The following is a 24,988-nucleotide window of genomic DNA, read 5'->3' as shown; positions in this document are numbered from 1 at the left end:
CCCGTCAACACGCGGTTGCCGGCGTTGCCGGCGATGCTGAGCTGCGTTCCATCAGTGGCCGCGCCCACTGTGATGTTGCGGGTCGTAGCGTCCTGCTGCACCAGGCCCGTGCTGCCATTGGCGAGGTTGTTGATCGCACTCGTGTTGCCGGCGATGTCATTCGTGTTCTGCGTGGTCCGTCCATCCACGTTGCTGATGGCTGCACCGACGTTGTTGACCGTCGTGCCACCCACCGCGTAGCTGGGTGCGCTGACGGTGCCATTCGGCTGGACTGCCGACCCGCCACCCAGGGCGTTGGCGACCGAAGCCGCGCTGCCTTGAACTGGCTGCCGTTGATGGCGTCGACGCTGGTAGCGGAGACCGCGCCCGCGGCCACGCCTGTCAGCACGCGGTTGCCGGCCGTGCCGGCGATGCTGACGAGCGAGCCGTCCGTTGCAGCGCCGACAGTGATGTTGCGGCTCGTCGCGTCCTGGCGAACCAGGCCGGTGGTGCCGCTGCCGATGGCCGTGCCGAGGTCGCTGATGTCGGTGCTGTTCTGGGTCGTACGGCCATCGATGTTGCTGACGGCCGCGCCCACGTTGTTGACCGTGCTGCCGCCCACTGTGTAGCTGGGTGCGCTGACGGTGCCATTCGGTTGGACCGCCGATCCGCCACCCAGGGCGTTGGCGACTGACGCCGCGCTGCCTTGGAGCTGGCTGCCATTGATGGCGTCAACGCTGGTCGCGGAGACCGCGCCTGCCGCCACGCCAGTGAGCACGCGGTTGCCGGCGGTGCCGGCGAGGCTGACCTGCGTGCCATCGGTGGCCGCGCCCACGGCGATGTTGCGGGTCGTTGCGTCCTGCTGCACCAGGCCGGTCGTGCCGTTGCCGATGGCCGTGCTCAGATTGCTGATCGCACTGGTGTTGCCGGCGATGTCGCTGGTGTTCTGCGCGAATATTGCTGCTGTTGGTGGTGGTGCGGCCATCCAGGTTGGTGACCGCAGCACCCACATTGGTGACCGTGCTGCCGCCGACCGAATAGCTGGGTGGGCTCACGGTACCGTTGGGCTGTACCGCCGATCCGCCACCGAGCGCGCTGGCGACCGAAGCGGCGCTGCCTTGAAGCTGGCTGCCGTTGATGGCGTCGACGCTGGTCGTGGAAACGGCGCCCGCCGCCACGCCCGTGAGCACGCGGTTCCCGGCCGTGCCGGCGAGGCTGACCTGCGTGCCATCGGTGGCGGCGCCCACGGTGATGTTGCGGGTCGTGGCGTTCTGCTGCACCAGGCCGGTCGTGCCATTGGTCAGGTTGCTGATGGCACTGGTGTTGCCGGCGATGTCACTGGTGTTCTGCGCGATGTTGCTGCTGTTGGTGCTGGTGCGACCATCCAGGTTGCTGACCGCGGCGCCCACGTTGTTGACCGTGCTGCCGCCCACCGAGTAACTGGGGGCGCTGACCGTGCCGTTGGGCTGGACCGCCGATCCGCCGCCCAGGGCGTTGGCGACCGAAGCGGCGGTGCCTTGGAGCTGGCTGCCGTTGATGGCGTCGACGCTGGTCGCGGAGACCGCGCCGGCGGCAACGCCCGTGAGCACGCGGTTGCCGGCAGTGCCAGCGAGGCTGACCTGCGTGCCGTCGGTGGCCGCGCCCACGGTGATGTTGCGGGTCGTGGCGTTCTGCTGCACCAGGCCCGTGGTGCCGTTCGCGAGGTTGTTGATCGCGCTCGTGTTGCCCGCGATGTTGCTCGTGTTCTGCGTGACGCGGCCATCAACATTGCTGATGGCGGCGCCCACGCTGTTCACCGTGCTGCCGCCCACCGTGTAGGTGGGTGCGCTTACAGTGCCGTTGGGCTGGATCGCCGAGCCGCCGCCCAAGGCGCTGGCCACCGAAGCCGCGCTGCCCTGGAGTTGGCTGCCGTTGATGGCGTCGACGCTGGTCGCCGACACGGCGCCCGCGGCCACGCCCGTCAGCACGCGGTTGCCACCGGTGCCGGCGATGCTCACCTGCGTCCCATCGGTAGCCGCGCCCACCGTGATGTTGCGGGTCGCTGCGTTCTGCTGCACGAGCCCGGAACTCCCATTGACCAGGTTGCTGATGGCGGTGCTGTTCGACGCGACGCCTGCGGTGTTGCCCGCAACGCGGCCGTCGAGATTGGTGAGCGCCGCGCCGACGTTGTTCACCGAAGTGCCACCCACCGGATAGCTGGGCGCCGTCCACGCTCCGGTGGTGGGATCGACACTCGCACCGCCGCCCAAAGCTGCTGCCGTGTTGCTAGCCACGCCATGAAGCTGGCTCCCGTTGATGGCATCTGTGCTGCTGCTGGACACCGTGCCGGCCGCCAGGCTGGTGATCTTGTTCGAACTCATGTTCATTGCATCGAGGGCGACCAGGCCGGTGTTCATGATCCTGAACTTCTCCACACCGCCTGCTCCGAACGCGATCTGATCGGTGCTTCGGACAAGCATGTAGGCGCCAAAGCCGCCTGTCGGCGTCCAAGCCACGAGCCCCGCCTGGCGTCCTCCTCCACCGGAAGTGCATGGGCCAGTGGAAGACGTCACCGTGGAGACAATACCGGGGCTGCCCGAATACAGGCATGAACCCGTATCGGTGTTGGCGCCATTCACGCCTGAGTCGAACGCACCCACGCTGTAGCCGCCTGCCGGACCTGCCAGCGCATCGTCGGCCATGGCGACGATTCCGAGCGCCATGATCGACGCCTGAATGCCCATGGCCAGCCTGGTGCGCCGGTGCGGAACCTTGAAGGCCGATGACTCTGCCTGCGCTTGCGCGCTCCACGAACGAATCTTGTGACTCTTGAACTCCATGAACCTCTCCTAGCAAGATAAACGACAACCCATGCAGCGGCTGACGCATGGGCCAAGGCCAACGCGGCAGGAAGAAAATGTGCGGATCGATCCGCCTTCGGGAAGGCGTACGGCACCATCCGCGCGGTGCCGGGCAATGTGGAGCGGTCGCGGCGACCCTGACGCCGCAACCGCTCCATCAGCAAATGGCCAGATCAAGTCAGCGAGTTGTTGTCCTGCTTGTGGCCAACCCGATCTGCCTGCCCACCGCCTCTTCTCGGTTCGTCGAGCCTCTCCCTGCTCGCTTCTTGTGATGACCGTGATCGAGGCGCCTGCCAATTTCCAGGCGCCTCGATTGCTCAACGAAACGCCCTGAGCAAAATTGTCCGCCTCCTCTCTCCGCAGGAAATCTGTTCAGACCTCCCGTTGCGGCGTGAAATGAGTACTTTTTGGCGACTGCGTCAGCGCTGCGACCGGTCCTTGGCGTTCTGCGCCTCGATCTGCTCCCGCGCCCTATGCCAATCTGCATCACCCCATTCACGCAGTGCATAGAAAGTGCCGCCGGTGGCCAGCGCATTGCCGCCGTCCATGAAGATGGACTGTCCCGTGAGCCAGTCGCACTGCCCGGGCGACATCAGGAAGGTGGCGAGCTTCTGCAGCTCGCTCATCTGGCCGGGCCGGGCCATGGGGTTGAGTTGGCGGCTGCGGTCGCCGGGTTCCTCGCCCGGGTTCAGGCGCTTGCTCATGCCTTCGGTGGGAATCTCGCCGGGGCCCACGGCGTTGAGGCGGATGCCCCAGCGGGCCCATTCCACCGCGAGCGACTTGGTCATCACCTCGATGCCCGCCTTGCTCATGGCCGAGGGCACGACGAAGGGCCCGCCGTTGTCGACCCAGGTGACGATGATGCTCATCACGCTGCGGTAGGGGTCGCCCTGCTTCCACTTCCCGGCGCGCGTCTCGGCGATCCAGCGCTTGCCCACCGCCTGCGTCACGTAGAAGGTGCCGTGGAAGACGATGTTGGCCACCGCGTCGAAGCCGCGTGGAGACAGCGCCTCGGTGGGCGAGACGAAGTTGCCGGCCGCGTTGTTCACCAACCCGGTCAGGCCGCCGCTGGCCCACAGCTGCTCGACCATGTCCTCCACGCCCTGGGCGTCGCGGATGTCCAGGCCGTAGGTGTCTATGCGGCGCTGCGGAAACTGCGTTCGCCACTGCGCCGCGGTCTCTTCCAGCACTGCCTGGCGCCGGCCGCAGATGGCGACGTCGGCACCCAGGGCCATGAAGCCCTCAGCCATCGCCTTGCCGAGGCCGGTGCCGCCGCCGGTCACCAGGTAGCGTTGTCCCTTGAGCAGGTCGTTCTGGAACATGGGCTTGCCTCCAATACAGTTATGGAAAGCGTGACGCAGCTCGACATCTGCTGCGTTGACAATTGGCAAGAATCATTCTGACTCCATAACCGATGCCCGCCTACTCCTTTGAAGCCATAGACCCGCAGGGCCAGCCCCGCAAGGGCGTGCTGGAGGCCGACACCGCCCGCGCGGCGCGGGGCCTGCTGCGGGCGCAGTCGCTCATCCCGCTGGAGATCACGCCGGTGGCCGGCGACCAGAAGGCAGGCGGCGGACTGCGGCGCCTGCTGGGCGGCCGGGTGTTCAGCACCACCAGCCTGGCGGTGTGGACGCGCCAGCTGGCCGGCCTGATGACCGCGGGCCTGCCGATCGAACGCGCGCTCACGGCGCTGATGGAGGAGTCCGAGACCGAGAAGCAGCGCAACCTGGTGGCCTCGCTGCGCGCCGAGGTCAATGCGGGCTCGCCCTTCGCGCGGGCACTGTCCAGTCATCCGCGCGACTTCTCGCCCATCTACGTGGCGGTGATCGGCGCCGGCGAGCAGAGCGGCAACCTGGCGCTGGTGCTCGAGCGCCTGGCCGACGACCTGGAGCAGAGCCAGGCGCTGACGCAGAAGCTGGTGGGCGCGGCGCTGTACCCCGCCATCGTCACGCTGGTGGCCATCGCCATCGTGATCTTCCTGGTGAGCTACGTGGTGCCGCAGGTGGCCAACGTGTTCGCCGGCACCAAGCGGGCCCTGCCCTTCCTCACGGTGGCCATGCTGGCGCTGAGCGACATGGTGCGCAACTACGGCTGGCTGATGCTGGGCGGGGTCGTGGCCGCGGTCGTCGCGGCGCGCGTCGCGCTGGCGCAGCCCGCGCTGGCCGAGCGCTTCGATGCCTTCTGGCTGCGCCTGCCCATGGTCGGGCGCCTGGCGCGCGGCTACAACGCGGCACGCTTCGCCAGCACGCTGGCCATGCTGGCGACCGCGGGCGTGCCGATCCTGCGCGCGCTGCAGGCCGCCTCCGAGACGCTGAGCAACCGCGCCATGCGCACCGACGCGCTCGACGCCCTGGTGCTGGTGCGCGAAGGCGCGCCCCTGGCCTCGGCCCTGGCGCAGAAGAAGCGCTTCCCACCGCTGGTGTCGATGTTCGCGCGCCTGGGCGAACAGACCGGCCAGCTGCCCACCATGCTGCAGCGCGCGGCCAACCAGCTCGGTGCCGAGGTGCAGCGCCGCGCCATGCAGCTGGCCACCATCCTGGAGCCGCTGCTGATCGTGGCCATGGGCGGCGTGGTGATGATGATCGTGCTGGCGGTGCTGCTGCCCATCATCCAGCTCAACCAGTTCGTCAAGTAAGGCAAGGAGCAAGGCGTGCCGGTCACCCTGGACGACAAGCTGGTGGTCGCGATCTCGTCGCGGGCCCTGTTCAATCTGGAAGAGGAGAACCGCCTCTTCGACGCCGGCGACCCCGACGCCTACATGCGGCTGCAGCTGGAGCGTATGGACGTGCCGGCCGCGCCCGGCATTGCCTACTCGATGATCCGCAAGCTGCTGCGCTTCAACGACGACGGCGTGCAGCGGGTGGAGGTGGTGATCCTCTCGCGCAACGACCCGGTGTCGGGCATGCGCATCTTCAATTCCGGCGCCACGGCCGAGCTGCGCGTGCAGCGCGGCGTGTTCACTCAAGGGCGCCCGCCCTTCCGCTACCTGCGGCCGCTCAACGCCGACATCTTCCTCTCGGCCAACGCGGCCGACGTGCGCGAGGCACTGGCCGCGGGCTTTCCGGCGGCGCACGTGCGGGTGGATGGCGCGCAGGCGAGCGCACTGCATCCCGACGAGGTGCGCATCGCCTTCGACGGGGATGCGGTGATCTTCTCCGACGAGGCCGAGCGCATCTACCAGAGCCAGGGCCTGGACGCATTCCAGGCGCATGAGAGCAGCAAGGCCGCCATCCCGCTGGGCGCCGGGCCCTTCAAGCCTTTCCTGGTGGCGCTGCACCGGCTGCAGCAGGCGTCTTCCACCGGCATGCGCGTGCGCACCGCGCTTGTCACGGCGCGCGGCGCGCCCGCGCACCGCCGCGCCATCCAGACGCTGATGAACTGGAACATCCGCGTGGACGAGGCCATGTTCCTGGGCGGCTTGAACAAGGGGGAGTTCCTGCGCGAGTTCGAGCCCGACTTCTTCTTCGACGACCAGACGGGGCACGTGGACTCGGCCGCCCGGCACGTGCCTGCGGGCCACGTGGCCAGCGGCATCAGCAACCCGGACTGAAGCGGGCGCGCTGCCGTCTTTTCAGTGCGGCTTAAGGGATCTGGCGCGGTGAACGCTAGGATGCAGCCTCGCGCCCGCGCCGCGCATTGCTCCGCATTTCCCACGAGAAAGCCATGGCCACCTCCCCACCCCCGTCACGCACTTCCCTGTGGACCGCCTTGCGCCGCATCGGCGCGCTGGCCGCTCCGTACTTCGGCCGCAGCGAGGAGCGCTGGATCGCCCGAGCGATGCTCCTGGCCATCGTTGCCCTCAATCTCGGCTACGTCTACGTCGCGGTGCTGGGCAACCAGTGGTACGGCCGCTTCTATGACGCCCTGCAGAACAAGGACTCCGTCGTGTTCTGGCGCGAGATCGGCGTGTTCGGCTGGATCGCCTTCGCCAACATCGCCGTGCAGATCGTCAAGTTCTACGTGACGCAGCTGCTGCAACTGCGCTGGCGCGCCTGGATGACGCGCAGCTACCTCGGCCGCTGGATGGCGAACAAGACCTTCTACCGCCTCGAGCTCGCGCGCTACCAGGCGCAGGATGGCCAGTCGCCCGACAACCCCGACCAGCGCCTGCAGGAAGACATGCAGATGTTCACCGACTACTCCATGACGCTGTCGATGGGCCTGCTGAACGCGGTCGTGACGCTGGTGAGCTTCGTGGGCATCCTGTGGGGGCTGTCCGGCACGGTCGACTTCAGCGTCGGCGGCAGCACCTACCAGATCGCCGGCTCGATGGTCTGGCTGGCGCTCGTCTACTGCGTGGTCGGCACGGTCATCACGCACTTCATCGGGCGGCCGCTGATCGGGCTGAACTTCCGCCAGCAGCGCTTCGAGGCCGACTTCCGCCACCACCTGGTGCGCGTGCGCGAGTACAGCGAGGCCATCGCCCTGGACAACGGCGAAACGGTCGAGCGCACCCAGCTCGACACGCGCTTCGGCAGCGTCTTGAAGAACTACCTGAACCTGATCAAGCAGCAGAAGAACCTGGTGGGCTTCACTTCCTTCTTCGGCCAGGCGGCGGTGATCTTCCCCTTCCTGGTGTCGGCGCCGCGCTTCTTCTCGGGCGCCATCCAGCTGGGCGCGCTGATGCAGATCTCCTCGGCCTTCGGCAAGGTGCAGGATTCGCTGAGCTGGTTCGTCGACAACTACGACCGCGTCGCCGTCTGGCGTGCGACCGCAGACCGCCTGACCAGCTTCGAAGCCGCCATGCAGGCCCATGCCAACGATGCGGGCGAAGTGGCGCGCAGCGCGCCCGCTGCCGGTGCGCTGCCCGCGCTGACGGCCGAGGCGCTGTCGGTGGCGCTGCCCGATGGCACGCCCCTTTTGGCCAACACCTCGCTGGCGGTCAATCCAGGCGACACCGTGCTGCTGCAGGGCCCATCGGGCAGCGGCAAGTCGACGCTGTTCCGCACGCTGGCGGGCATCTGGCCCTTCGCGCGCGGACGCGCGCAGGTGCCGCAGAACGTCATGTTCATCCCGCAGCGGCCCTATGTGCCCGACGGCAAGCTGCGCGATGCGCTGGCCTACCCGCAACCCGCGGGCGACTACAGCGACGAGGCGCTGCGGCAGGCGCTGCGCGATGCGCTGCTGCCCGATCTCGTCGACCGCCTGGACGACAGCGACGCCTGGAGCCAGAAGCTGTCCGGCGGCGAACAGCAGCGCCTGGCGATCGCGCGGGTGCTGCTTAAGAAGCCGGCCTGGCTGTTCGCCGACGAGGCCACCAGCGCGCTGGATGCCGAATCGGAACGCACGCTCTACCAGCGACTGGTGGCGCAAGTGCAGGCGGCCGGTGGGGCGATGGTGTCGATCGCGCACCGCGCCTCGGTGGCCGAGCACCACACCAAGCGCTGGACCCTCGATCCGCAGGTTCCCGACGGTTCTGCGCGATTCCGCCTGGCGGTCTCGGAGCGCTGAGCTTTTTCAGGCTGGCGGCCGGCCTGCCGCATAGCGCTCCCAGCCGCGCGCACGCAGCTCGCAGGCCGGGCAGCGCCCGCAGCCGTAGCCCCAGGCATGCAGCTGCCCGCGCTCGCCCTCGTAGCAGGTGTGGGTAGCCTCCACGATCAGCTGCACCAGCGCCGCGCCGCCCAGGCGCTCGGCCATGGCCCAGGTCTGGGCCTTGTCCAGCCACATGAGCGGCGTGTCGATCACCAGGCGCCGGTCCATGCCCAGGGACAGCGCCAGCTGCATCGCCTTCATGGTGTCGTCGCGGCAGTCGGGGTAGCCGGAGTAGTCGGTCTCGCACACGCCGGTGACGATCACCTGCAGCCCGCGCCGGTAGGCCAGCGCGCCGGCCAGCGTGAGAAACAGCAGGTTGCGCCCCGGCACGAAGGTATTGGGCAGGCCATCGGCCTGCATCGCGAAGGCGATGTCCTGCGTGAGGGACGACTCGCTCACCCGCGCCAGCACGTCGAGCTCGAGCAGGTGGTCTTCGCCCAGCCTGCCGGCCCACTGCGGGAACTCCGCGCGCAATCGGTCCAGCACCTGCAGTCGCACGTCGAGCTCGATGCGATGGCGCTGGCCATAGTCGAAGCCCAGCGTCTCGACACGCTCGAAGCGCGTCAGGGCATCGGCCAGGCAGGTGGTGGAATCCTGCCCGCCGGAGAAGAGAACGAGGGCCGAGTTGTGCATGGCTTTTAGAGAAAGCGTTCCAGGAGCTTGCGCGACTGCCGGTCCAGCGCCGAGGGCTTGGGCACGCGGAACTGCACCCCGGCCGCGCTCGCGATCAGCAGCGCGCCGTCTTCCAGCCGGCGGATGTCTTCCTCGGCCTTGAGCACGAAGCTGGTCTCCCCGCGGTCGGTGCTCACGCTCCAGATGCTGGGCACGCCGAAGCTGGACACCTTGTGCAGCACCAGCAGCGTGGGCGCGAAGTCGCGCACGGCCAGCACCTCATGCAGGGCGCGCCGCGATGCCTCGGGCAGCACGCCCAGGTCGTGGATCCACACGCGCTCGCGCCCGTCGCTGCCCACCAGCGAGATGCCGTGGTCCGGGTCGGTCAGCGGGAAGGCGCGCACCGGCACCAACGGCTCGGGCGCGGCGCCGGCCTCGCCGACCAATACCAGGCGACCCAGCGGGTCGCGTTCCAGTTTCAGGCTTTGCATCGCCGTGCTCATCAGGCGTCTCCCGCAGGGTGTGCGGCATGGGTCGGCGCGGGCGCGCTGGCCGGCGTCTCGCCGTCGTCGTCGACCTGGCGCGCCTGCGCCTGGTAGAGGCGCCAGTACGCACCCTGGCGCTCCATGAGTTCGTCGTGCGGCCCCACCTCGACGATCTCGCCGCGGTCCATGACCACCAGGCGGTCGGCCTTGCGCAGCGTCGACAGGCGGTGCGCGATGGCGATGGTGGTGCGGCCCTGCACCAGGTTGTCCAGCGCCTTCTGGATTTCCTTCTCGGTCTCGGTGTCCACCGCCGAGGTGGCCTCGTCCAGGATCAGGATGCGCGGGTCGATCAGCAGCGCGCGGGCGATCGAGATGCGCTGGCGCTCCCCGCCCGACAGGCCCTGGCCGCGCTCGCCCACGAGCGAGTCGTAGCCCTGCGGCAGGCGCAGGATGAAGTCGTGCGCGTGCGCGGCGCGCGCTGCGGCAACGATCTCCTCGCGGGTGGCGTCGGGCTTGCCGTAGGCGATGTTCTGCGCAATGGTGCCGAAGAAGAGGAAGGGCTCCTGCAGCACCAGCCCCACGTGGCGCCGGTAGTCGGCCACGGCGAAGCGGCGGATGTCGGTGCCGTCCACCTTGATGGCGCCGTCGGTCACGTCGTAGAAGCGGCAGATCAGGTTGACCAGGGTGCTCTTGCCCGATCCGCTGTGGCCCACCAGGCCGATCATCTCGCCCGGCTCGATGACCAGGTCCAGGTCGCGGATGACGGCACGGCTGCCGTAGCGGAAGCCCAGGTCCTTCAGCTCGATGCGCCCCTGCACAGAAGGCAGCTTCACCGGGTTGGCCGGCTCGGGCACGTTGCTCACGTGGTCCAGGATGTCGAAGATGCGCTTGGCGCCGGCGGCGGCCTTCTGCGTCACCGACACGATGCGGCTCATGGAATCGAGCCGGGTATAGAAGCGCCCGATGTAGGCGATGAAGGCAGTCAGCACGCCCACGGTGATGCTGCCGCGCGCCACCTGCCAGATGCCAAAGCCCCACACCACCAGCAGGCCGATCTCGGTGAGCAGCGACACGCTGGGCGTGAACAGCGACCAGGTCTTGTTGAGCCGGTCGTTCACCTTGAGGTTGTGGGCGTTGGCGGCTCGGAAGCGCTCGGCCTCGCGCTTTTCCTGGGCGAAGGCCTTCACCACGCGGATGCCGGGAATGGTGTCGGCCAGCACGTTGGTGACCTCGCCCCAGACCCGGTCGATCTTCTCGAAGCCGGTGCGAAGCCGGTCGCGCACCACGTGGATCATCCAGGCGATGAAGGGCAAGGGGACCAGCGTGACCACCGCCAGCAGCGGGTTGATGGAAAAGAGGATGACCGCCGTCATCACGATCATCAGCACGTCGTTGGCGAAATCCAGCGCGTGCAGCGACAGGAAGACGTTGATGCGGTCGGTCTCCGAGCCGATGCGCGCCATCAGGTCGCCGGTTCGCTTGCCGCCGAAGTAGTCCAGCGGCAGGGTCAGCAGGTGCTCGTAGGTGGCGGTGCGCAGGTCGGCGCCCATGCGCTCGGACACCAGCGCCAGCAGGTAGGTGCGCGCCCAGCCCAGCCCCCAGCCCACGAGCGCGGCGGCCAGGAGGCCACCCAGGTACATCACGACCAGCCAGGGGTCGATCGCCTTGCCGTTCTGGAAAGGGATCAGGATGTCGTCCATCAGCGGGATGGTCAGGTAGGGCGGCACCAGCGTGGCTGCGGTGGAGATCAGGGTCAGGACGAAGCCGGTGAGCAGCTGCTTGCGGTAGGGCCTGGCGAAGCGGCCCAGGCGCAGCAGCACCCAGGTGGACGGCGGGGTCTGGAGTTCGGTGTCCGCCTCGGGCTCGGCGCCGGCCGTTTCGTCTTCCGGGACGCTTGTCGGGCGGCTGCCTCGTTGTTCGAACAGCTTGAGCAGGCGCAGGGCGGCGGCCTGGCCGGCCAGCGTGTAGTACCAGCGGCCCAGAAGATGCTGGTCGCCAACCAGGTCCAGCGTGCCTACCCCACCGTGATCGCTCAGTTGTACGGCCATTTGCGGCGTAGCGAGCGACCACTCACGCCACTCCCCCCCGCCCGCGTCCAGGGCCAGCACGCGCCGGTCGGTCAGGGCGAGCAGGCCGGCGCCGAAACGCAGGTCGGCGTCGAGGTCAACCACCAGCGTGGCCAGAACGTTTTCCCCAGCAACGAGCTGGTTTTTCAGCGCTTCCGTGGCCTTGCCGGCCTCGCCCTCACGGGCGGCCTGTGAATCAAGATGTTGCATGTAATTTTGGTTGGCAGGGCGCGAGCGATGGCTCGGGGCCCTTTCTCAGGTGGCCCGAGGGCGCCGATTTTGACCGATACCCAAGGGCGTTCTTCTCCTCGCCGCCGTCCATGAAAAGCGGCCCAGAACGCCATACGAACGTTTCCATGACCCGTTTCGACGACATCCAACTGCTTCGCGTCAACTATTTGCGCGGTCCCAACATCTGGACCTACCGTCCGGTCCTCGAGGTCTGGCTCGATCTCGGCGCGCTGGAGGACTTTCCCTCCAACAAGATCGACGGCTTCACCGACCGCCTGACGACCCTGCTGCCGGCGCTGATCGAGCACCACTGCGGCGTGGGCGAGCGCGGCGGCTTCATCCAGCGGCTGCAGGAAGGCACCTGGGCCGGCCACGTGCTGGAGCATGTGGTCATCGAGCTGCTCAACCTGGCGGGCATGCCCACCGGCTTCGGCCAGACGCGCAGCACCTCCAGGCACGGGGTCTACCGCATGGTGTTCCGCGCCCGCGACGAGCAGGTGGCCCGCGAAGCCCTCGGCCAGGGCCATCGCCTGCTGATGGCCGCCATCAACGACGCGCCCTTCGGCGCGGCCGAGGTGCAGGCCGCCGTGACCGCCGTCAAGGCCAAGCTGGACGACTGCTACCTGGGCCCCAGCACCGCCAGCATCGTGGGCGCCGCCACCGACCGCAACATCCCGCACCTTCGCCTCAATTCCGGCAACCTGGTCCAGCTGGGCTACGGCGCCACGCAGCAGCGCATCTGGACCGCCGAGACCGACTACACCAGCGCCATTGCCGAGTCCATCGCCAGCGACAAGGAACTGACCAAGTCGCTGCTGCAAAGCTGTGGCGTGCCCGTGCCCGAAGGCCAGGTGGTCGGCAGCGCCGAAGAGGCCTGGGAAGCCGCGCAAGACATCGGCCTGCCGGTGGCCGTGAAGCCCTCCGACGCCAACCACGGCCGCGGCGTCTCGCTGGAGCTGACGACCCGCGAGGAGGTCATGGCCGCCTTCGCCGTGGCCGAGCCCGAGGGCAGCGACGTGATGGTCGAGCGCTTCGTGCGCGGCTTCGAGCACCGCCTGCTGGTTGTGGGCGGCCAGGTGGTGGCGGCCGCGCGCGGCGAGGTCATCACCGTCACCGGCGACGGCCGCCAGACCGTGGCCCAGCTCATCGACAGCCAGCTCAACAGCGACCCGCGCCGCGGCGTGGAAGAGGAATACCCGCTGGACGTGATCGTGCTGGAGACCGACGCCAAGCTGCAACTGGAGCTCAAGCGCCAGAAGCTGGACGGCGGCTCGGTGCCGGCCGCCGGCCGCGTGGTCGTGATCCAGCGCAACGGCAACCTGGGCGTGGACTGCACCGACCAGGTCCATCCCGAAGTGGCGCATGCCGCCGTGCTGGCCGCCCGCGTGGTGGGCCTGGACATCGCGGGCATCGACATGGTGGTGCAGGACGTCTCCAGGCCGCTGCAGGCCCAGGGCGGTGCCATCGTCGAGGTCAATGCCGGCCCCGGCCTGCTGATGCACCTCAAGCCCGCCGTGGGCTCGCCGCGCCCGGTGGGCCGCGCGATCTGCGACCACCTCTTCCCCATGGACGGCGACGACAACCTGCCCGGCCGCATCCCCGTGGTGGGCGTAGCCGGCTCGCGAGACACCGCCGTGCTGGCCCGCCTGGTGGCCTGGCTGGTCGGCCTGAGCGGCCAGCACACCGGCCTGGCCTGCCGCGACGGCCTGTTCCTGGAGCGCCGCCGCGTCGACGCGCGAGACAGCGCCAACTGGGCCGCGGGCCACCGGCTGCTGGTCAACCGCTCGGTGCAGGCCGTCGTCATCGAGAACGGCGCCCGCACCATCCTGGCCGACGGCCTGCCCTACGACCGCTGCCAGGTGGGCATCGTCACCGACCTCGACGGCTTCGAGGAGTTGAAGGAATTCGACATCGGCGAAAGCGACCAGATGGTCAAGGTGCTGCGCACCCAGGTCGACGTGGTGCTGCCCGAAGGCACCGCCGTGCTCAACGCCGCCGACGAGCGCGTGGCCGGCCTCGCGCCCCTGTGCGACGGCGACGTCATCCTGTATGCCGCCAACCCGCAGGCCGCGCCGCTCGCCGAGCACCAGGCCAAGGGCGGCAAGGCCGTGCTGGTGCGCCAGGACCGCATCGTGCTGGCCAACGGCAGCAGCGAATCCTTCCTGCCCGGCCTGGGCCGCCTCACGGCCTGGCGCGCCACGCATGCCGGCGTGAGCCTGGAGAGCCTGCTGGCCGCCGTGGCCGGCGCCTGGGCCATGGGCATTCCGCTGAACCTCATTGGCGCCGGCGTGGAGGCCTTCGAGGCCGACCTGCAGGCCGCGCTCGCCTCGCTGCAGCTGTCGCAGAGCGTGCCCTTCGTCGATTCGCAGCAACAGCAACTCGCCTGATCCATACCCCGCATCCGAGCCAGACGCCCCGGACAAGACAACGACAAGACCGATCGCCATGGAAGTCATCCGCATCCGAGCCCTGCGCGGGCCCAACCTCTGGAGCCGCCACACCTCCATCGAAGCCGTCGTGAAGTGCGATGGCGCCGAGAACGCCATCAGCGACCTTCCCGGCTTCGAGCAGCGCCTGCGCGCCCTCTTCCCCAACATCGGCGAGCTGCACCCCATCGTGCTGGGCCAGCCGCTGGCCCTGGCCCACGTGCTGGAGAACGCCGCGCTGGCGCTGCAGACGCAGGCCGGCTCCTCGGTCAACTTCGGCCACACCACGGCCACCACCGATGAAGGCATCTACCAGGTGGTGGTGCAGTACTGCGAGGAAGCGGTGGGCCGCCTGGCCGTGAAGCTCGCGCAGCAGGTGATCGAGGCTGCGCTGAACGACACCGCCTTCGACGCCCATGCCGCCATCGCGCAACTGCACGAGCTGGACGAGGACGAGCGCCTGGGCCCGAGCACCGGCTCCATCGTCGATGCGGCGGTCGCCCGCAACATTCCCTACCGCCGCCTCACGCGCGGCAGCCTGGTGCAGTTCGGCTGGGGCTCCAAGCAACGCCGCATCCAGGCCGCAGAGGTGGACGCCACCTCCGGCGTGGCCGAGTCGATCGCGCAGGACAAGGAACTCACCAAGCAGCTGCTCAACGCCGCCGGCGTGCCGGTGCCGCTGGGCCGCCCCGTCACCGACGTGGACGACGCCTGGGTCGCCGCGCTGGAGATCGGCCTGCCCGTGGTGGTCAAGCCGCAGGACGGCAACCAGGGCAAAGGCGTGACGGTCAACATCGTCGGCCGCGAGCAGCTCGCGGCGGCTTACGTCGCCGCTGCCGAATACGGCGAGGTGATGGTCGAGAAATTCCTGCCCGGCTTCGACTTCCGCCTGCTGGTGGTGGGCGACCGGCTGGTGGCTGCCGCACGACGCGATCCGCCGCAGGTCATCGGCGATGGCATGTCCACCGTCCGCCAGCTGGTGGACACCGTCAACCTCGACCCGCGCCGCGGCGAGGGCCACTCCACCTCGCTCACCAAGATCCGCCTGGACGACATCGCCATCGGCCGCCTGGAGTCGCAGGGCCTCAAGCCCGACAGCGTGCCCGGCCTCGGCCAGCGCGTGGTGCTGCGCAACAACGCCAACCTGTCCACCGGCGGCACCGCCACCGACGTGACCGACACGGTGCACCCCGAGATCGCCGCGCGCGCTGTCGATGCCGCACAGATGGTGGGCCTGCACATCTGCGGCGTGGACATGGTGTGCGAGAACATGCTGGTGCCGCTGGAAGAGCAGAGCGGCGGCGTGGTCGAAGTCAACGCTGCCCCGGGGCTGCGCATGCACATCTCGCCCTCCTTCGGCCGCGGCCGGCCGGTGGGCGAGGCGGTGATGGACACGATGTTCGCGCCCGGCGACGACGGCCGCATCCCCGTGGTCGCCGTCACCGGCACCAACGGCAAGACCACCACCGCGCGCCTGATCAACCACCTGCTGGCCTCCAGCGGCCTGCGCACCGGCATGACCAACACCGACGGCGTGTACGTCGATGGCCGGCAGACCGACAGCGGCGACTGCAGCGGCCCCAAGAGCGCCCGCAACGTGCTGATGCATCCCGACGTGGATGCGGCGGTGTTCGAGGTGGCGCGCGGCGGCATCCTGCGCGAGGGCCTGGGCTTCGACCGCTGCCAGGTGGCGGTGGTCACCAACCTGGGCAGCGGCGACCACCTGGGCCTGAACTACATCACCTCGGTGGAAGAGCTGGCGGTGCTCAAGCGCGTGATCGTGCGCAACGTGGCGCACGACGGCTACGGCGTGCTGAATGCGGCCGACCCCAACGTGGCGGCGATGGCCGCCGGCTGCCCCGGCAGCGTCATCTTCTTCGCGGCCGACCGCACCCATCCGGTGATGGCCACGCATCGCGCGCAAGGCAAGCGCACCGTGTTCGTCGACCAGGACGCGGTGGTGGCATCCGAAGGCTCGTGGCGCGAGCGCGTGCCGCTGCTGGGCGTGCCGATCACCCGCAACGGCACCATCGGCTTCCAGGTTGACAACGTGATGGCGGCGGTGGCCGCGGCCTGGGCCGTAGGCCTGGACTGGGACACCATCCGCAGCGGCCTGGCCAGCTTCCTGAGCGACTCGGCCGGGGTGCCGGGCCGCTTCAACGTCATGGACTACCGCGGCGCCACCGTGATCGCCGACTACGGCCACAACACCGACGCCATGCGCGCCCTGGTGGCCGCCGTGGACACCATGCCGGCCAAGCGCCGCTCGGTGGTCATCAGCGGCGCCGGCGACCGGCGCGACGAGGACATCCGCGACCAGACCGCGATCCTCGGCCGGGCCTTCGACGACGTCATCCTCTACCAGGACGCGGCCCAGCGCGGGCGCGCCGACGGCGAGGTCATGGGCCTGCTGCGCCAGGGCCTGCAGGGCGCCACCCGCACCAGCTTCGTGGACGAGATCCGGGGCGAATTCATCGCCATCGACAAGGCGCTGGCGCGCCTGGAGCCGGGCGACCTCTCCCTGATTTTGGTGGACCAGGTGGAAGAGGCACTGGCGCACCTGAAGAAGCGCATCGCCGAGGCCTGACGGACACGTCCCACAGGGATCGTTGCGGCCTGGCCGACAAAGATCCGCTTCCGGTGTCTCACAGGGCGCCAGGCATCAACCGGCCAAACTTCGGGAATCGTGAATGCGATTCGCAGCAATGCGGATTGCCACGTTCCACAAGGAGTGAAGCCATGAATGCCTTTCGCCAAACCTGTGCCGCCGCCGTGCTGGCCGCCGGCAGCCTGATCGCCCTGCCCGCTGCATGGGCCGCCGGCTCCAGCGGCACAAGCAGCACGTATCAGACCGAACGCGCGATGTGCGGCCACATCAACCAGGACACCGCCGCCTGCGTGCGCGAAGCCGGCGCTGCCGCCCAGGCCTCGCGCCAGGGCACCTTGAGTTCCGCCTCGCCCGAGACCTATCGCCAAAACGCGCTGGCGCGTTGCAATGCACAGCCGGCCCAGGACCGCCAGGCTTGCGAACAGCGTGTGCTGGGCACCGGTGCCACCACCATCGACGGCAGCGTGCTGGGTGGCGGTGCGATCCGCGAGACCGTGACCACCGTGCCGGCCGCGCCCACCAGCACCTACTGATCGCGGTCGATGAGAGAGAGAAGGGGCGCCGCGGCGCCCCTTTGTCCTAGTGCCTCTGGGCCCGCGCACCCAGCAGGCGCTGCATCAGGCAGAACACGAAGAGCAAGGCGCCCACCACGATGCGCGTCCACCAGGAACTGAGCGTGCCGTCGAAGGAGATCAGCGTCTGGATGATGCCCAGCATCATCACGCCGAAGAGCGTGCCGACGATGTAGCCCACGCCACCGGTGAGCAATGTGCCGCCGATGACCACGGCGGCGATGGCATCCAGTTCCAGCCCCAGGGCATGCAGTCCGTAGCCCGAGAGCATGTAGAAGGTGAAAAGCACGCCGCCCAGCGCCGAGCAGAAGCCCGAGAGCGTGTACACGCCGATGATGGTGCCGCGCACCGGCAGCCCCATCAGCAGCGCCGACTGCTCGTTGCCGCCCACGGCATACACCGCGCGGCCGAAGGGCGTCCAGTGCGCCACGAACACGCCCAGCGCCACGACGATCAGCGCGATCAGGGCGCTGAGCGAGATGGACGCATCGCCCCACACCGGCAGCCGCAGCTGGGACAGCTCGGAGTAGACGTCGTTGGTGATGCTGATCGAATCGATGCTGATCACACAACAGAGACCGCGCGCCAGGAACATGCCCGCCAGCGTCACGATGAAGGGCTGCAGCCGGAAGCGCTCGATGAGAAAGCCCATGAAGGCGCCGAACAGCGTGCCGATGGCCAGCACCAGCGGAATCACCTGGAAGGGACTCCAGCCGTGCTTCTCGACCAGCGAAGCCGACACCATGGTGGTGAACGCGATCACCGCGCCCACCGAGAGGTCGATGCCGCCCGAGAGGATGACGAAGGTCATGCCCACCGCGACCACGCACAGGAAGGCGTTGTCGATCAGCAGGTTGAGGAAGACCTGCAGCGAGAAGAAGCCCGGATAGGCGATCGAGCCCACGGTGGCCATCAGCACGAAGAGGGAGACCGTCACCGCCAGCGGCAGCATGCGCCCGCGCAGGCGCAGCGGCGGCCCGGCATGCGACGAACCTTCTGCGCCTGGCGCCACGGCCGGCGCCTTCACTGGTGCAACCGCGCTCATCGGAATACCTTCGTGCTTCGCACTGCGGTGCGAGCGTGCTCGGGGCGGCCCAGCGCGGCGATCATGACCGCGCCTCCCTGGTGGACGGCCGGAACACCAGGCTGCGCAACTGCCCACGGAATTCCGCGGACTGCAGCAGCATCACCAGGAACACCACCACCGCCTTCACCACCAGGTTGATCTCGGGCGGCACGCCCATGGAGTAGATGGCATAGGTCAGCGTCTGGATGATCAGCGCGCCGATCACGCTGCCCACCAGGCTGAAGCGCCCGCCGGTGAGCGAGGTGCCGCCCAGCGTCACGGCGAGGATCGCATCCAGTTCCAGCAGCAGCCCGGCGTTGTTGCCGTCGGCGCTCTTCACATTGGAGCTGATGATGAGCCCGGCCAGCCCCGCGCAGAAGGCGCAGAACATGTAGACGCCCACGATCAGCCGCCGCGCCCGCACGCCGGCGAGATAGGCCGCGTCCGGGTTGATGCCCACCGACTGGATGAACAACCCCAGCGCCGTGCGCGTCACCGCCAGGTACAGCAGCAGCGCCACGCCGGCCGCGATGAAGAGCGCGAAGGGCAGCCCCAGCAGGTAGCCCCCGCCGATGAAGAAATAGGGCGCGTAGTAGATGGTGATGATCTGCCCGCCGGTGATCAGCTGCGCGATGCCGCGCCCGGCCACCATCAGAATCAGGGTCGCGATGATGGGCTGCATGCCGATGCGCGCCACCAGCAGGCCGTTCCACAGCCCGCACACCAGTGCCACCGCCAGCGCGGCCACGATGGCCACGCTCATCGGGAAGCGGCTCACGTCCGCCGCCGCGCCGTCCTTCACCACCAGCGAGCCGCCGATCATCGCGGCCGCCAGCGCCGCCGCGATGGCCACCACCGCGCCCACCGAGATATCGATGCCGCGCGTGGCGATCACCAGCGTCATGCCCAGCGCCACCAGCACCAGCGGCGCCGCGCGGTTGAGGATGTCGATCAGGCTGCCGTACAGGTGGCCGTCGCGCCACTCGATGTGCAGGAAGCTCGGATTGAAGGCCGCGTTGAGGGCCAGAAGCAGCACCAGCGTGGCCACCGGCCAGGCCAGGCGGTGCTGCAGCACCTTGCCCAGGAGGGTGGAGGATGGTTCGCTCATGTCTGTGCCGCGATGAGGTCGTACACGGCGTCTTCCTTGCTGCCGCCGGGCAACTCGCCCACCTTGCGCCGGTCGCGCAGCACCGCGATGCGGTGCGATACGCGCGTCACCTCGTTCATCTCCGAGGAGATGAAGAGCACCGACATGCCCGATGCGGCCAGGCGAAGGATCTCGTCCATGATCTCCTGCTTGGCCGCCACGTCGATGCCGCGCGTGGGTTCGTCCAGCAGCAGCAGGCGCGGGTTGGTGGCCAGCCAGCGGGCCAGCATGGCTTTTTGCTGGTTGCCGCCAGAGAGCAGGCCGATGGGCGTGTCCACGCTGGGCGTCTTGATGCCCAGCGCCTTCACGAATCGCTCGGCCAGCTGTGTCTGCTCGGCACGCGAGAGGTTCTTCTTCAGCCCCAGGCTGGCCTGGAGCGCCAGCGCGATGTTCTCGCGCAGCGACAGCTCGGCCACGATGCCCTCGCTCTTGCGCTCCTCGGGGCACATGGCCAGGCCCTTCCTCACCGCATCGGCTGGGGCGCTCCACTGGACCGCCTCGCCGCCGATGCGCAGTTCGCCGCTGTCGGGCCTGGCCAGGCCGAAGAACAGGCGCGCGAGCTCGGTGCGGCCGGAGCCGAGCAGGCCGGCCAGCCCGACCACCTCGCCGGCGCGCATCTGCAGGTCGACGGGCTGCAGCTGGCCGCGCTGGCCCAGCTGCTCGGCCGTCAGCAGCACCGGCGCGTCGGCGGGCAGCGGCGGACGCTGCGCGGCATCGGCGGCGCTCATGTCCCACTCGCGCCCGACCATGGCCGAGATGAGGGCCTGCGGGCCCAGCTCCGAGGCCTTCCACTCGCCCACCCAGCTGCCGTTGCGCAGCACGGTGATGCGGTCGGACACGGCACAGACCTGGTTCAGGAAGTGCGTCACGAAAAGAATGGCCAGGCCCTGGTCGCGCAGGCGCCGCAGCACCTCGAAGAGCTTCTGCACCTCGTCGTCGTCCAGGCTGGAGGTGGGCTCGTCCAGGATCAGCACCTTGGACGACACCGACAGCGCCCGCGCGATGGCCACCATCTGCTGCACCGCCACCGGGTAGCTGGACAGGAGGCGCGTGACGTCGATGTCCACGTCCAGCCGCGCCAGCAGCTCGCGCGTGCGCCGGTGCACCGCGGCCCAGTCGATACGCCGCCCCTGCAGCCAGCCGCGCCGCGGGTAGCGGCCGGCGAAGACGTTCTCAGCCACCGAGAGATTGCCGCAGAGGTTCACTTCCTGGTAGACGGTGCTGATGCCCAGCTGCTGCGCCTGCAGCGGCGAGGCCGGGCGGATGGGCTGGCCATCCAGCACCATCTGCCCGCCGTCGATGCGGTGCACGCCCGTCAGCACCTTGATGAGCGTGGACTTGCCCGCGCCGTTCTGGCCCATCAGCGTGTGGATCTCGCCGGCGCGCAGCTGCAACTGCACGCCCTTGAGCGCGGCCACGCCCACGAAGCTCTTGCGGATGTCCTGCAGGCTCAGCACCACCCCGCCGCCCTCGGCGCCCGGCGCGGGTTCGATCGGGGTGGATTCGCTCGTCATTTGTTCTTGTTGTAGACGTCGATGAACACCGCCGCCAGCAGCACCAGCCCCTTGATCACCTGCTGGTAGTCGATGCCGATGCCCATGATGGACATGCCGTTGTTCATCACACCCATGATGAAGGCGCCGATAACCGCGCCCATGACCTTGCCCACGCCGCCCGAAGCCGAGGCGCCGCCGATGAAGCAGGCCGCGATCACGTCCAGCTCGAAGCCCAGGCCGGCCTTGGGCGTGGCGGTGTTCAGGCGCGCCGCGAACACCAGGCCCGCCAGCGCCGCCAGTGCCCCCATGTTCACGAAGGTGAGGAAGGCCAGGCGCTGCGTGTGCACGCCCGAGAGCCGCGCCGCCTTCTCGTTGCCGCCCAGCGCGTAGATGCGCCGGCCGACGGTGGTGCGCTTGGTGACGAAGTCGTACACCACGATCAGGAGCGCCATCACGATCAGCACGTTGGGCAGGCCCTTGTAGGTGGCCAGCAGGTAGCAGAAGTAGACGATGATCGCCGCGAAGGCCAGGTTCTTGATCAGCGAGAAGGCCAGCGGCTCTTCCTCCATGCCGTAGCGCGCCAGCCGGGCCCGGCCGCGCAGCTTGAAGAACACCAGCGCCACCGCCGCGGCGATGCCCAACAGGATGGAGAACAGGCGCAGCGACTCCCCGCCCAAGGGGTCGGGAATGAAGCCCGAGCTCAGGCGCTGGAACTGCACCGGGAAGGGCCCCACTGACTGCCCCGCCAGCAGCGCCAGCGTGAGCCCCTTGAACACCAGCATGCCCGCCAGCGTGACGATGAAGGAGGGAATGCGCCAGAAGGCCACGAACCAGCCCTGCGCCGCGCCGATGACCGCGCCGGCCGCGATGCACACCACGCCGGTGACCAGGTAGGGCCAGTCGTACTCCACCATCAGCACCGCCGCCAGCGCGCCGATGAAGCCGCACACCGAGCCCACCGACAAGTCGATGTGGCCGGCCACGATCACCAGCAGCATGCCCAGCGCCATGATGACGATGTAGCTGTTCTGCAGGACCAGGTTGGTGAGGTTCAGCGGCCGCATCAGCGTGCCGTCGGTGAGCACCTGGAACAGCACCATGATGGCCACCAGCGAGATGAGCATGCCGTACTCGCGCAGGTTGCTCTGCCAGAAGCCCTTGTTGTCGGCCGGTGCCGGCGCGGCACCCGCGGCGGTCACCACTGCATGCACCGCGTCCGCGGCCTTTGCTGCGTCATTGGACATGATCGCCGCCTCCGGAAGAATTGACGATGACGCGCATGATGCGCTCCTGCGAGGCTTCGGCCACCGGCATTTCCGCCACGAGCCGGCCTTCGTTCATGACATAGATGCGGTCGCACATGCCCAAAAGCTCCGGCAGCTCGGAAGAGATCATGAGGATGCTCTTCCCCTCGCGCGCCAGCTCGTCGACGATGGTGTATATCTCGTACTTGGCGCCCACGTCGATGCCGCGCGTGGGCTCGTCCAGGATCAGCAGCTCGGGCTTGGTGAAGAGCCACTTGCTCAGCACCACCTTCTGCTGGTTGCCCCCCGAGAGCTGCACCGCGTGCTGGGCCACGCCCGAGCAGCGGATCTTCAGCGCCTTGCGGTAGTCGTTGGCCACCTTGAACTCGCGGCCGGTGTCCAGCACGCCGGCCTCGGACACGTCCTTGAGGTTGGCCAGGCTGATGTTCGTGCGGATCTCCTCGTCCAGCACCAGGCCCAGGGCCTTGCGGTCTTCAGTGACGTAGGCGACGCCATGGGCGATGGCCTTGCTGACCGTCCCCAGGTCCACCTCCTTGCCGTGCAGGAAGGCGCTGCCGCTGATGCGCTGGCCGTAGGAGCGGCCGAACACGCTCATGGCGAACTCGGTGCGCCCGGCCCCCATGAGGCCGGCGATGCCGACGATCTCGCCGCGCCGCACGTTCAGGTTCACGCCCTTGACCACCTCGCGCTCGGCGTGCACCGCGTGGTGCACGCGCCAGTCGCGCACCTCGAAGACCACCTCGCCGACCTGCGGATCGCGCTGCGGATAGCGGTGCGCCATGTCACGCCCGACCATGCCGCGGATGATGCGGTCCTCGCTGATCGCCTCGCCGTGGCAGTCCAGCGTCTCCACCGTGGCGCCGTCGCGCAGCACGGTGATGGAGTCGGCCACCTTGGAGATCTCGTTGAGCTTGTGCGAGATGAGGATGGAAGTGATGCCGTGCGACTTCAGCTCCAGCAGCAGCTCGAGCAGGGCGTCGCTGTCGCTCTCGTTCAGGCTGGCGGTAGGCTCGTCGAGGATCAGCAGCTTCACGTCCTTGGACAGCGCCTTGGCGATCTCCACCAGCTGCTGCTTGCCCACGCCCAGGTGCGTGACCAGGGTGGTGGGCGCTTCCTTCAGGCCCACCTTGGCCAGCAGCGCGCGGGTCTGCTGGTAGGCCTCGATCCAGTCGATGACGCCGCGGGTGGCGCGCTCGTTGCCCAGGAAGATGTTCTCGGCAATCGAGAGCAGCGGCACCAGCGCCAGCTCCTGGTGGATGATGATGATGCCCAGCTTCTCGCTGTCGTCGATGCCGCGGAAGCGCCGCACCTCGCCGCCGAAATGAATGTCGCCGGCATACGAGCCGGCGGGGTAGACGCCGCTGAGCACCTTCATCAGCGTCGACTTGCCCGCGCCGTTCTCGCCCACCAGCGCATGGATCTCGCCGGCGCGCACGGCGAGGTTCACGTTGTCCAGTGCGTTGACGCCTGGAAATGTCTTGGTGATCCCGCGCATCTCCAGGATCACCTCGCCTCCCTGCGAAGCCGTCATTTGATTTGCGATTCCTTGTAGTAGCCGCTGTCCACCAGCACCTGCTTCCAGTTGGACGCATCCACGCTCACCGGCTTGAGCAGGTAGGAGGGCACCACCTTCACGCCGTTGTTGTAGGTCTTGGTGTCGTTCACCTCGGGCGCCTTGCCCGACATCATCGCGTCGACCATGGCGACCGTGACCTTGGCGAGTTCACGCGTGTCCTTGAAGATGGTGGAGGTCTGCTCCTTGCGCAGCATCGACTTGACCGAAGGCACCTCGGCGTCCTGGCCGGTGACCACGGGCATCTTCAGCGAGCCGGAGCCGTAGCCCACGCCCTTGAGCGAGGACAGGATGCCGATCGACAGGCCGTCGTAGGGCGACAGCACCGCGTCGACGTGGTCCTTGCTGTAGTAGGCCGACAGCAGGTTGTCCATGCGCGCCTGGGCCACCGCGCCGTCCCAGCGCAGCGTGCCGACCTTGTCCATGCCCATCTGCTTGCTGCGCACCACCAGCTTGCCGCTGTCGATGTAGGGCTTGAGCACGGACATCGCGCCGTTGTAGAAGAAGAAGGCGTTGTTGTCGTCCGGCGAGCCGCCGAACAGCTCGATGTTGAACGGACCCTTGCCGCCCTTGAGGTCGAGCGACTTCTCGATCGACTGCGCCTGCAGCACGCCGACCTGGAAGTTGTCGAAGGTGGCGTAGTAGTCCACGTTCTTCGAGCCGCGGATCAGGCGGTCGTAGGCGATGACCTTCACGCCCTTGTCCGCCGCCTTCTGCAGCACGTCCGACAGCGTGGTGCCGTCGATGGCGGCGATGACCAGGACCTTGGGGTTCTTGGTCAGCATGTTCTCGATCTGTGCCAGCTGGTTCGGGATGTCGTCGTCCGCGTACTGCAGGTCGGCCTTGTAGCCCTTGTCCTTGAGCTGCTTGACCATGTTGTCGCCGTCGGCGATCCAGCGGGCCGAGGACTTGGTGGGCATGGAGACCGCCACCAGCCCCTTGTCCTGTGCCTGCGCGAGCGACGAGAAGCCGACGAGTCCGGCGGTGGCCAGGCCGGCGGCCAGGGTCTTGAGGAAGGTGCTGCGTTTCATGAGTGCGATCTCCTTGGGCGTGTTGTGTGATTTATGCGGGAAGGGACTGAACGAGCCGG

Annotated in this window: 19 protein-coding genes; 7 read left to right on the top strand and 12 right to left on the bottom strand. The window is 68.4% G+C overall.

All coding sequences use genetic code 11. The features are described 5' to 3' along the window. Positions 1-4 precede the first annotated feature (4 nt). Complete coding sequence (locus BM345_RS30490; protein WP_254789633.1) at positions 5-376, bottom strand: hypothetical protein; 372 nt, start codon at positions 374-376, stop codon at positions 5-7. On the opposite strand from BM345_RS30490, the gene BM345_RS05805 reads away from it, so the two are divergent. Then, entirely contained in the window at positions 318-608 is a 291-nt protein-coding gene (locus BM345_RS05805; RefSeq protein ID WP_139237470.1) for a hypothetical protein, read from the top strand. The genes BM345_RS30490 and BM345_RS05805 overlap by 59 nt on opposite strands. Before the next feature lie 102 nt (positions 609-710). Here BM345_RS05805 and BM345_RS05800 read toward each other — a convergent pair whose 3' ends face one another. Continuing rightward, positions 711-2,798 carry a beta strand repeat-containing protein gene (locus BM345_RS05800; RefSeq protein WP_093376522.1) on the bottom strand — a complete coding sequence of 696 codons (2,088 nt, stop codon included), beginning with the start codon at positions 2,796-2,798 and terminating at the stop codon, positions 711-713. Positions 2,799-3,238: 440 nt separating this feature from the next. Continuing rightward, positions 3,239-4,141 (bottom strand): SDR family oxidoreductase, encoded by a 903-nt coding sequence (locus tag BM345_RS05795; protein ID WP_093376520.1) that lies wholly within the window; start codon positions 4,139-4,141, stop codon positions 3,239-3,241. Positions 4,142-4,233: 92 nt separating this feature from the next. On the opposite strand from BM345_RS05795, the gene gspF reads away from it, so the two are divergent. The 3 genes from gspF (at position 4,234) to BM345_RS05780 (ending at position 8,270) form a co-directional block, all read left to right on the top strand. After that, positions 4,234-5,454: a type II secretion system inner membrane protein GspF gene (gene gspF / locus BM345_RS05790; RefSeq protein WP_093376517.1), complete on the top strand. Its 1,221-nt coding sequence runs from the start codon at positions 4,234-4,236 to the stop codon at positions 5,452-5,454. Between the two features lie 15 nt (positions 5,455-5,469). Next, the gene (locus tag BM345_RS05785; protein WP_093376514.1) at positions 5,470-6,369 is read left to right on the top strand and encodes a 5'-nucleotidase; all 900 of its coding nucleotides are present in this window, start codon (positions 5,470-5,472) and stop codon (positions 6,367-6,369) included. 113 nt (positions 6,370-6,482) lie between these two features. Further along, a complete protein-coding gene (locus tag BM345_RS05780) occupies positions 6,483-8,270 on the top strand; it encodes an ABC transporter ATP-binding protein/permease (RefSeq protein WP_093376513.1) in 1,788 nt (595 codons plus the stop codon). 6 nt (positions 8,271-8,276) lie between these two features. On the opposite strand, the gene queC is transcribed toward BM345_RS05780, so the two are convergent. From queC to BM345_RS05765, 3 genes are read right to left on the bottom strand one after another with little or no spacing between them, the layout of a single operon-like run. Further along, complete coding sequence (queC, locus tag BM345_RS05775) at positions 8,277-8,984, bottom strand: 7-cyano-7-deazaguanine synthase QueC (RefSeq protein WP_093376510.1); 708 nt, start codon at positions 8,982-8,984, stop codon at positions 8,277-8,279. Between the two features lie 5 nt (positions 8,985-8,989). After that, positions 8,990-9,466, bottom strand: a complete 477-nt coding sequence (locus BM345_RS05770) for a cyanophycin metabolism-associated DUF1854 family protein (RefSeq protein WP_093376508.1) — start codon at positions 9,464-9,466, stop codon at positions 8,990-8,992. Then, positions 9,466-11,724: a cyanophycin metabolism-associated ABC transporter gene (locus BM345_RS05765; protein WP_093376505.1), complete on the bottom strand. Its 2,259-nt coding sequence runs from the start codon at positions 11,722-11,724 to the stop codon at positions 9,466-9,468. The genes BM345_RS05770 and BM345_RS05765 overlap by 1 nt, the downstream gene beginning before the upstream one ends. Positions 11,725-11,870: 146 nt before the next feature. Between BM345_RS05765 and cphA (BM345_RS05760) the strand changes: the two genes are divergently transcribed. From cphA (BM345_RS05760) to BM345_RS05750, 3 genes are all read left to right on the top strand, one after another. Next, positions 11,871-14,132 carry a cyanophycin synthetase gene (cphA, locus tag BM345_RS05760; protein WP_093376504.1) on the top strand — a complete coding sequence of 754 codons (2,262 nt, stop codon included), beginning with the start codon at positions 11,871-11,873 and terminating at the stop codon, positions 14,130-14,132. Between the two features lie 58 nt (positions 14,133-14,190). Then, the gene (cphA, locus tag BM345_RS05755) at positions 14,191-16,758 is read left to right on the top strand and encodes a cyanophycin synthetase (RefSeq protein ID WP_093376500.1); all 2,568 of its coding nucleotides are present in this window, start codon (positions 14,191-14,193) and stop codon (positions 16,756-16,758) included. A gap of 152 nt (positions 16,759-16,910) precedes the next feature. Further along, complete coding sequence (locus BM345_RS05750) at positions 16,911-17,312, top strand: hypothetical protein (protein ID WP_093376497.1); 402 nt, start codon at positions 16,911-16,913, stop codon at positions 17,310-17,312. Between the two features lie 46 nt (positions 17,313-17,358). Here BM345_RS05750 and yjfF read toward each other — a convergent pair whose 3' ends face one another. The 6 genes from yjfF to chvE all read right to left on the bottom strand — a co-directional run bounded on the left by yjfF (position 17,359) and on the right by chvE (position 24,929). Continuing rightward, positions 17,359-18,396, bottom strand: coding sequence for a galactofuranose ABC transporter, permease protein YjfF (gene yjfF / locus BM345_RS05745; RefSeq protein ID WP_093376495.1), 1,038 nt, complete (start codon positions 18,394-18,396; stop codon positions 17,359-17,361). Between the two features lie 61 nt (positions 18,397-18,457). Beyond that, entirely contained in the window at positions 18,458-19,525 is a 1,068-nt protein-coding gene (locus tag BM345_RS05740) for an ABC transporter permease (protein ID WP_093376493.1), read from the bottom strand. Continuing rightward, positions 19,522-21,078, bottom strand: a complete 1,557-nt coding sequence (locus BM345_RS05735; RefSeq protein WP_093376491.1) for a sugar ABC transporter ATP-binding protein — start codon at positions 21,076-21,078, stop codon at positions 19,522-19,524. The genes BM345_RS05740 and BM345_RS05735 overlap by 4 nt, the downstream gene beginning before the upstream one ends. Continuing rightward, positions 21,075-22,304: a multiple monosaccharide ABC transporter permease gene (mmsB, locus tag BM345_RS05730; protein WP_093376488.1), complete on the bottom strand. Its 1,230-nt coding sequence runs from the start codon at positions 22,302-22,304 to the stop codon at positions 21,075-21,077. Before mmsB ends, BM345_RS05735 begins: the two co-directional genes overlap by 4 nt. Continuing rightward, positions 22,294-23,856 carry a multiple monosaccharide ABC transporter ATP-binding protein gene (gene mmsA / locus BM345_RS05725; RefSeq protein ID WP_093376487.1) on the bottom strand — a complete coding sequence of 521 codons (1,563 nt, stop codon included), beginning with the start codon at positions 23,854-23,856 and terminating at the stop codon, positions 22,294-22,296. The genes mmsB and mmsA overlap by 11 nt, the downstream gene beginning before the upstream one ends. Next, positions 23,853-24,929: a multiple monosaccharide ABC transporter substrate-binding protein gene (gene chvE, locus BM345_RS05720; RefSeq protein WP_093376484.1), complete on the bottom strand. Its 1,077-nt coding sequence runs from the start codon at positions 24,927-24,929 to the stop codon at positions 23,853-23,855. The genes mmsA and chvE overlap by 4 nt, the downstream gene beginning before the upstream one ends. Between the last annotated feature and the right edge of the window lie 59 nt (positions 24,930-24,988).

Origin of the sequence: Variovorax sp. OV329 (assembly GCF_900114785.1) — a bacterium.
In the GTDB taxonomy this organism is placed as follows: Bacteria; Pseudomonadota; Gammaproteobacteria; order Burkholderiales; family Burkholderiaceae_C; genus Variovorax.
The sequence above is the reverse complement of the archived record's forward strand: the minus strand, read 5'-3'. Positions and strand labels throughout refer to the sequence as shown.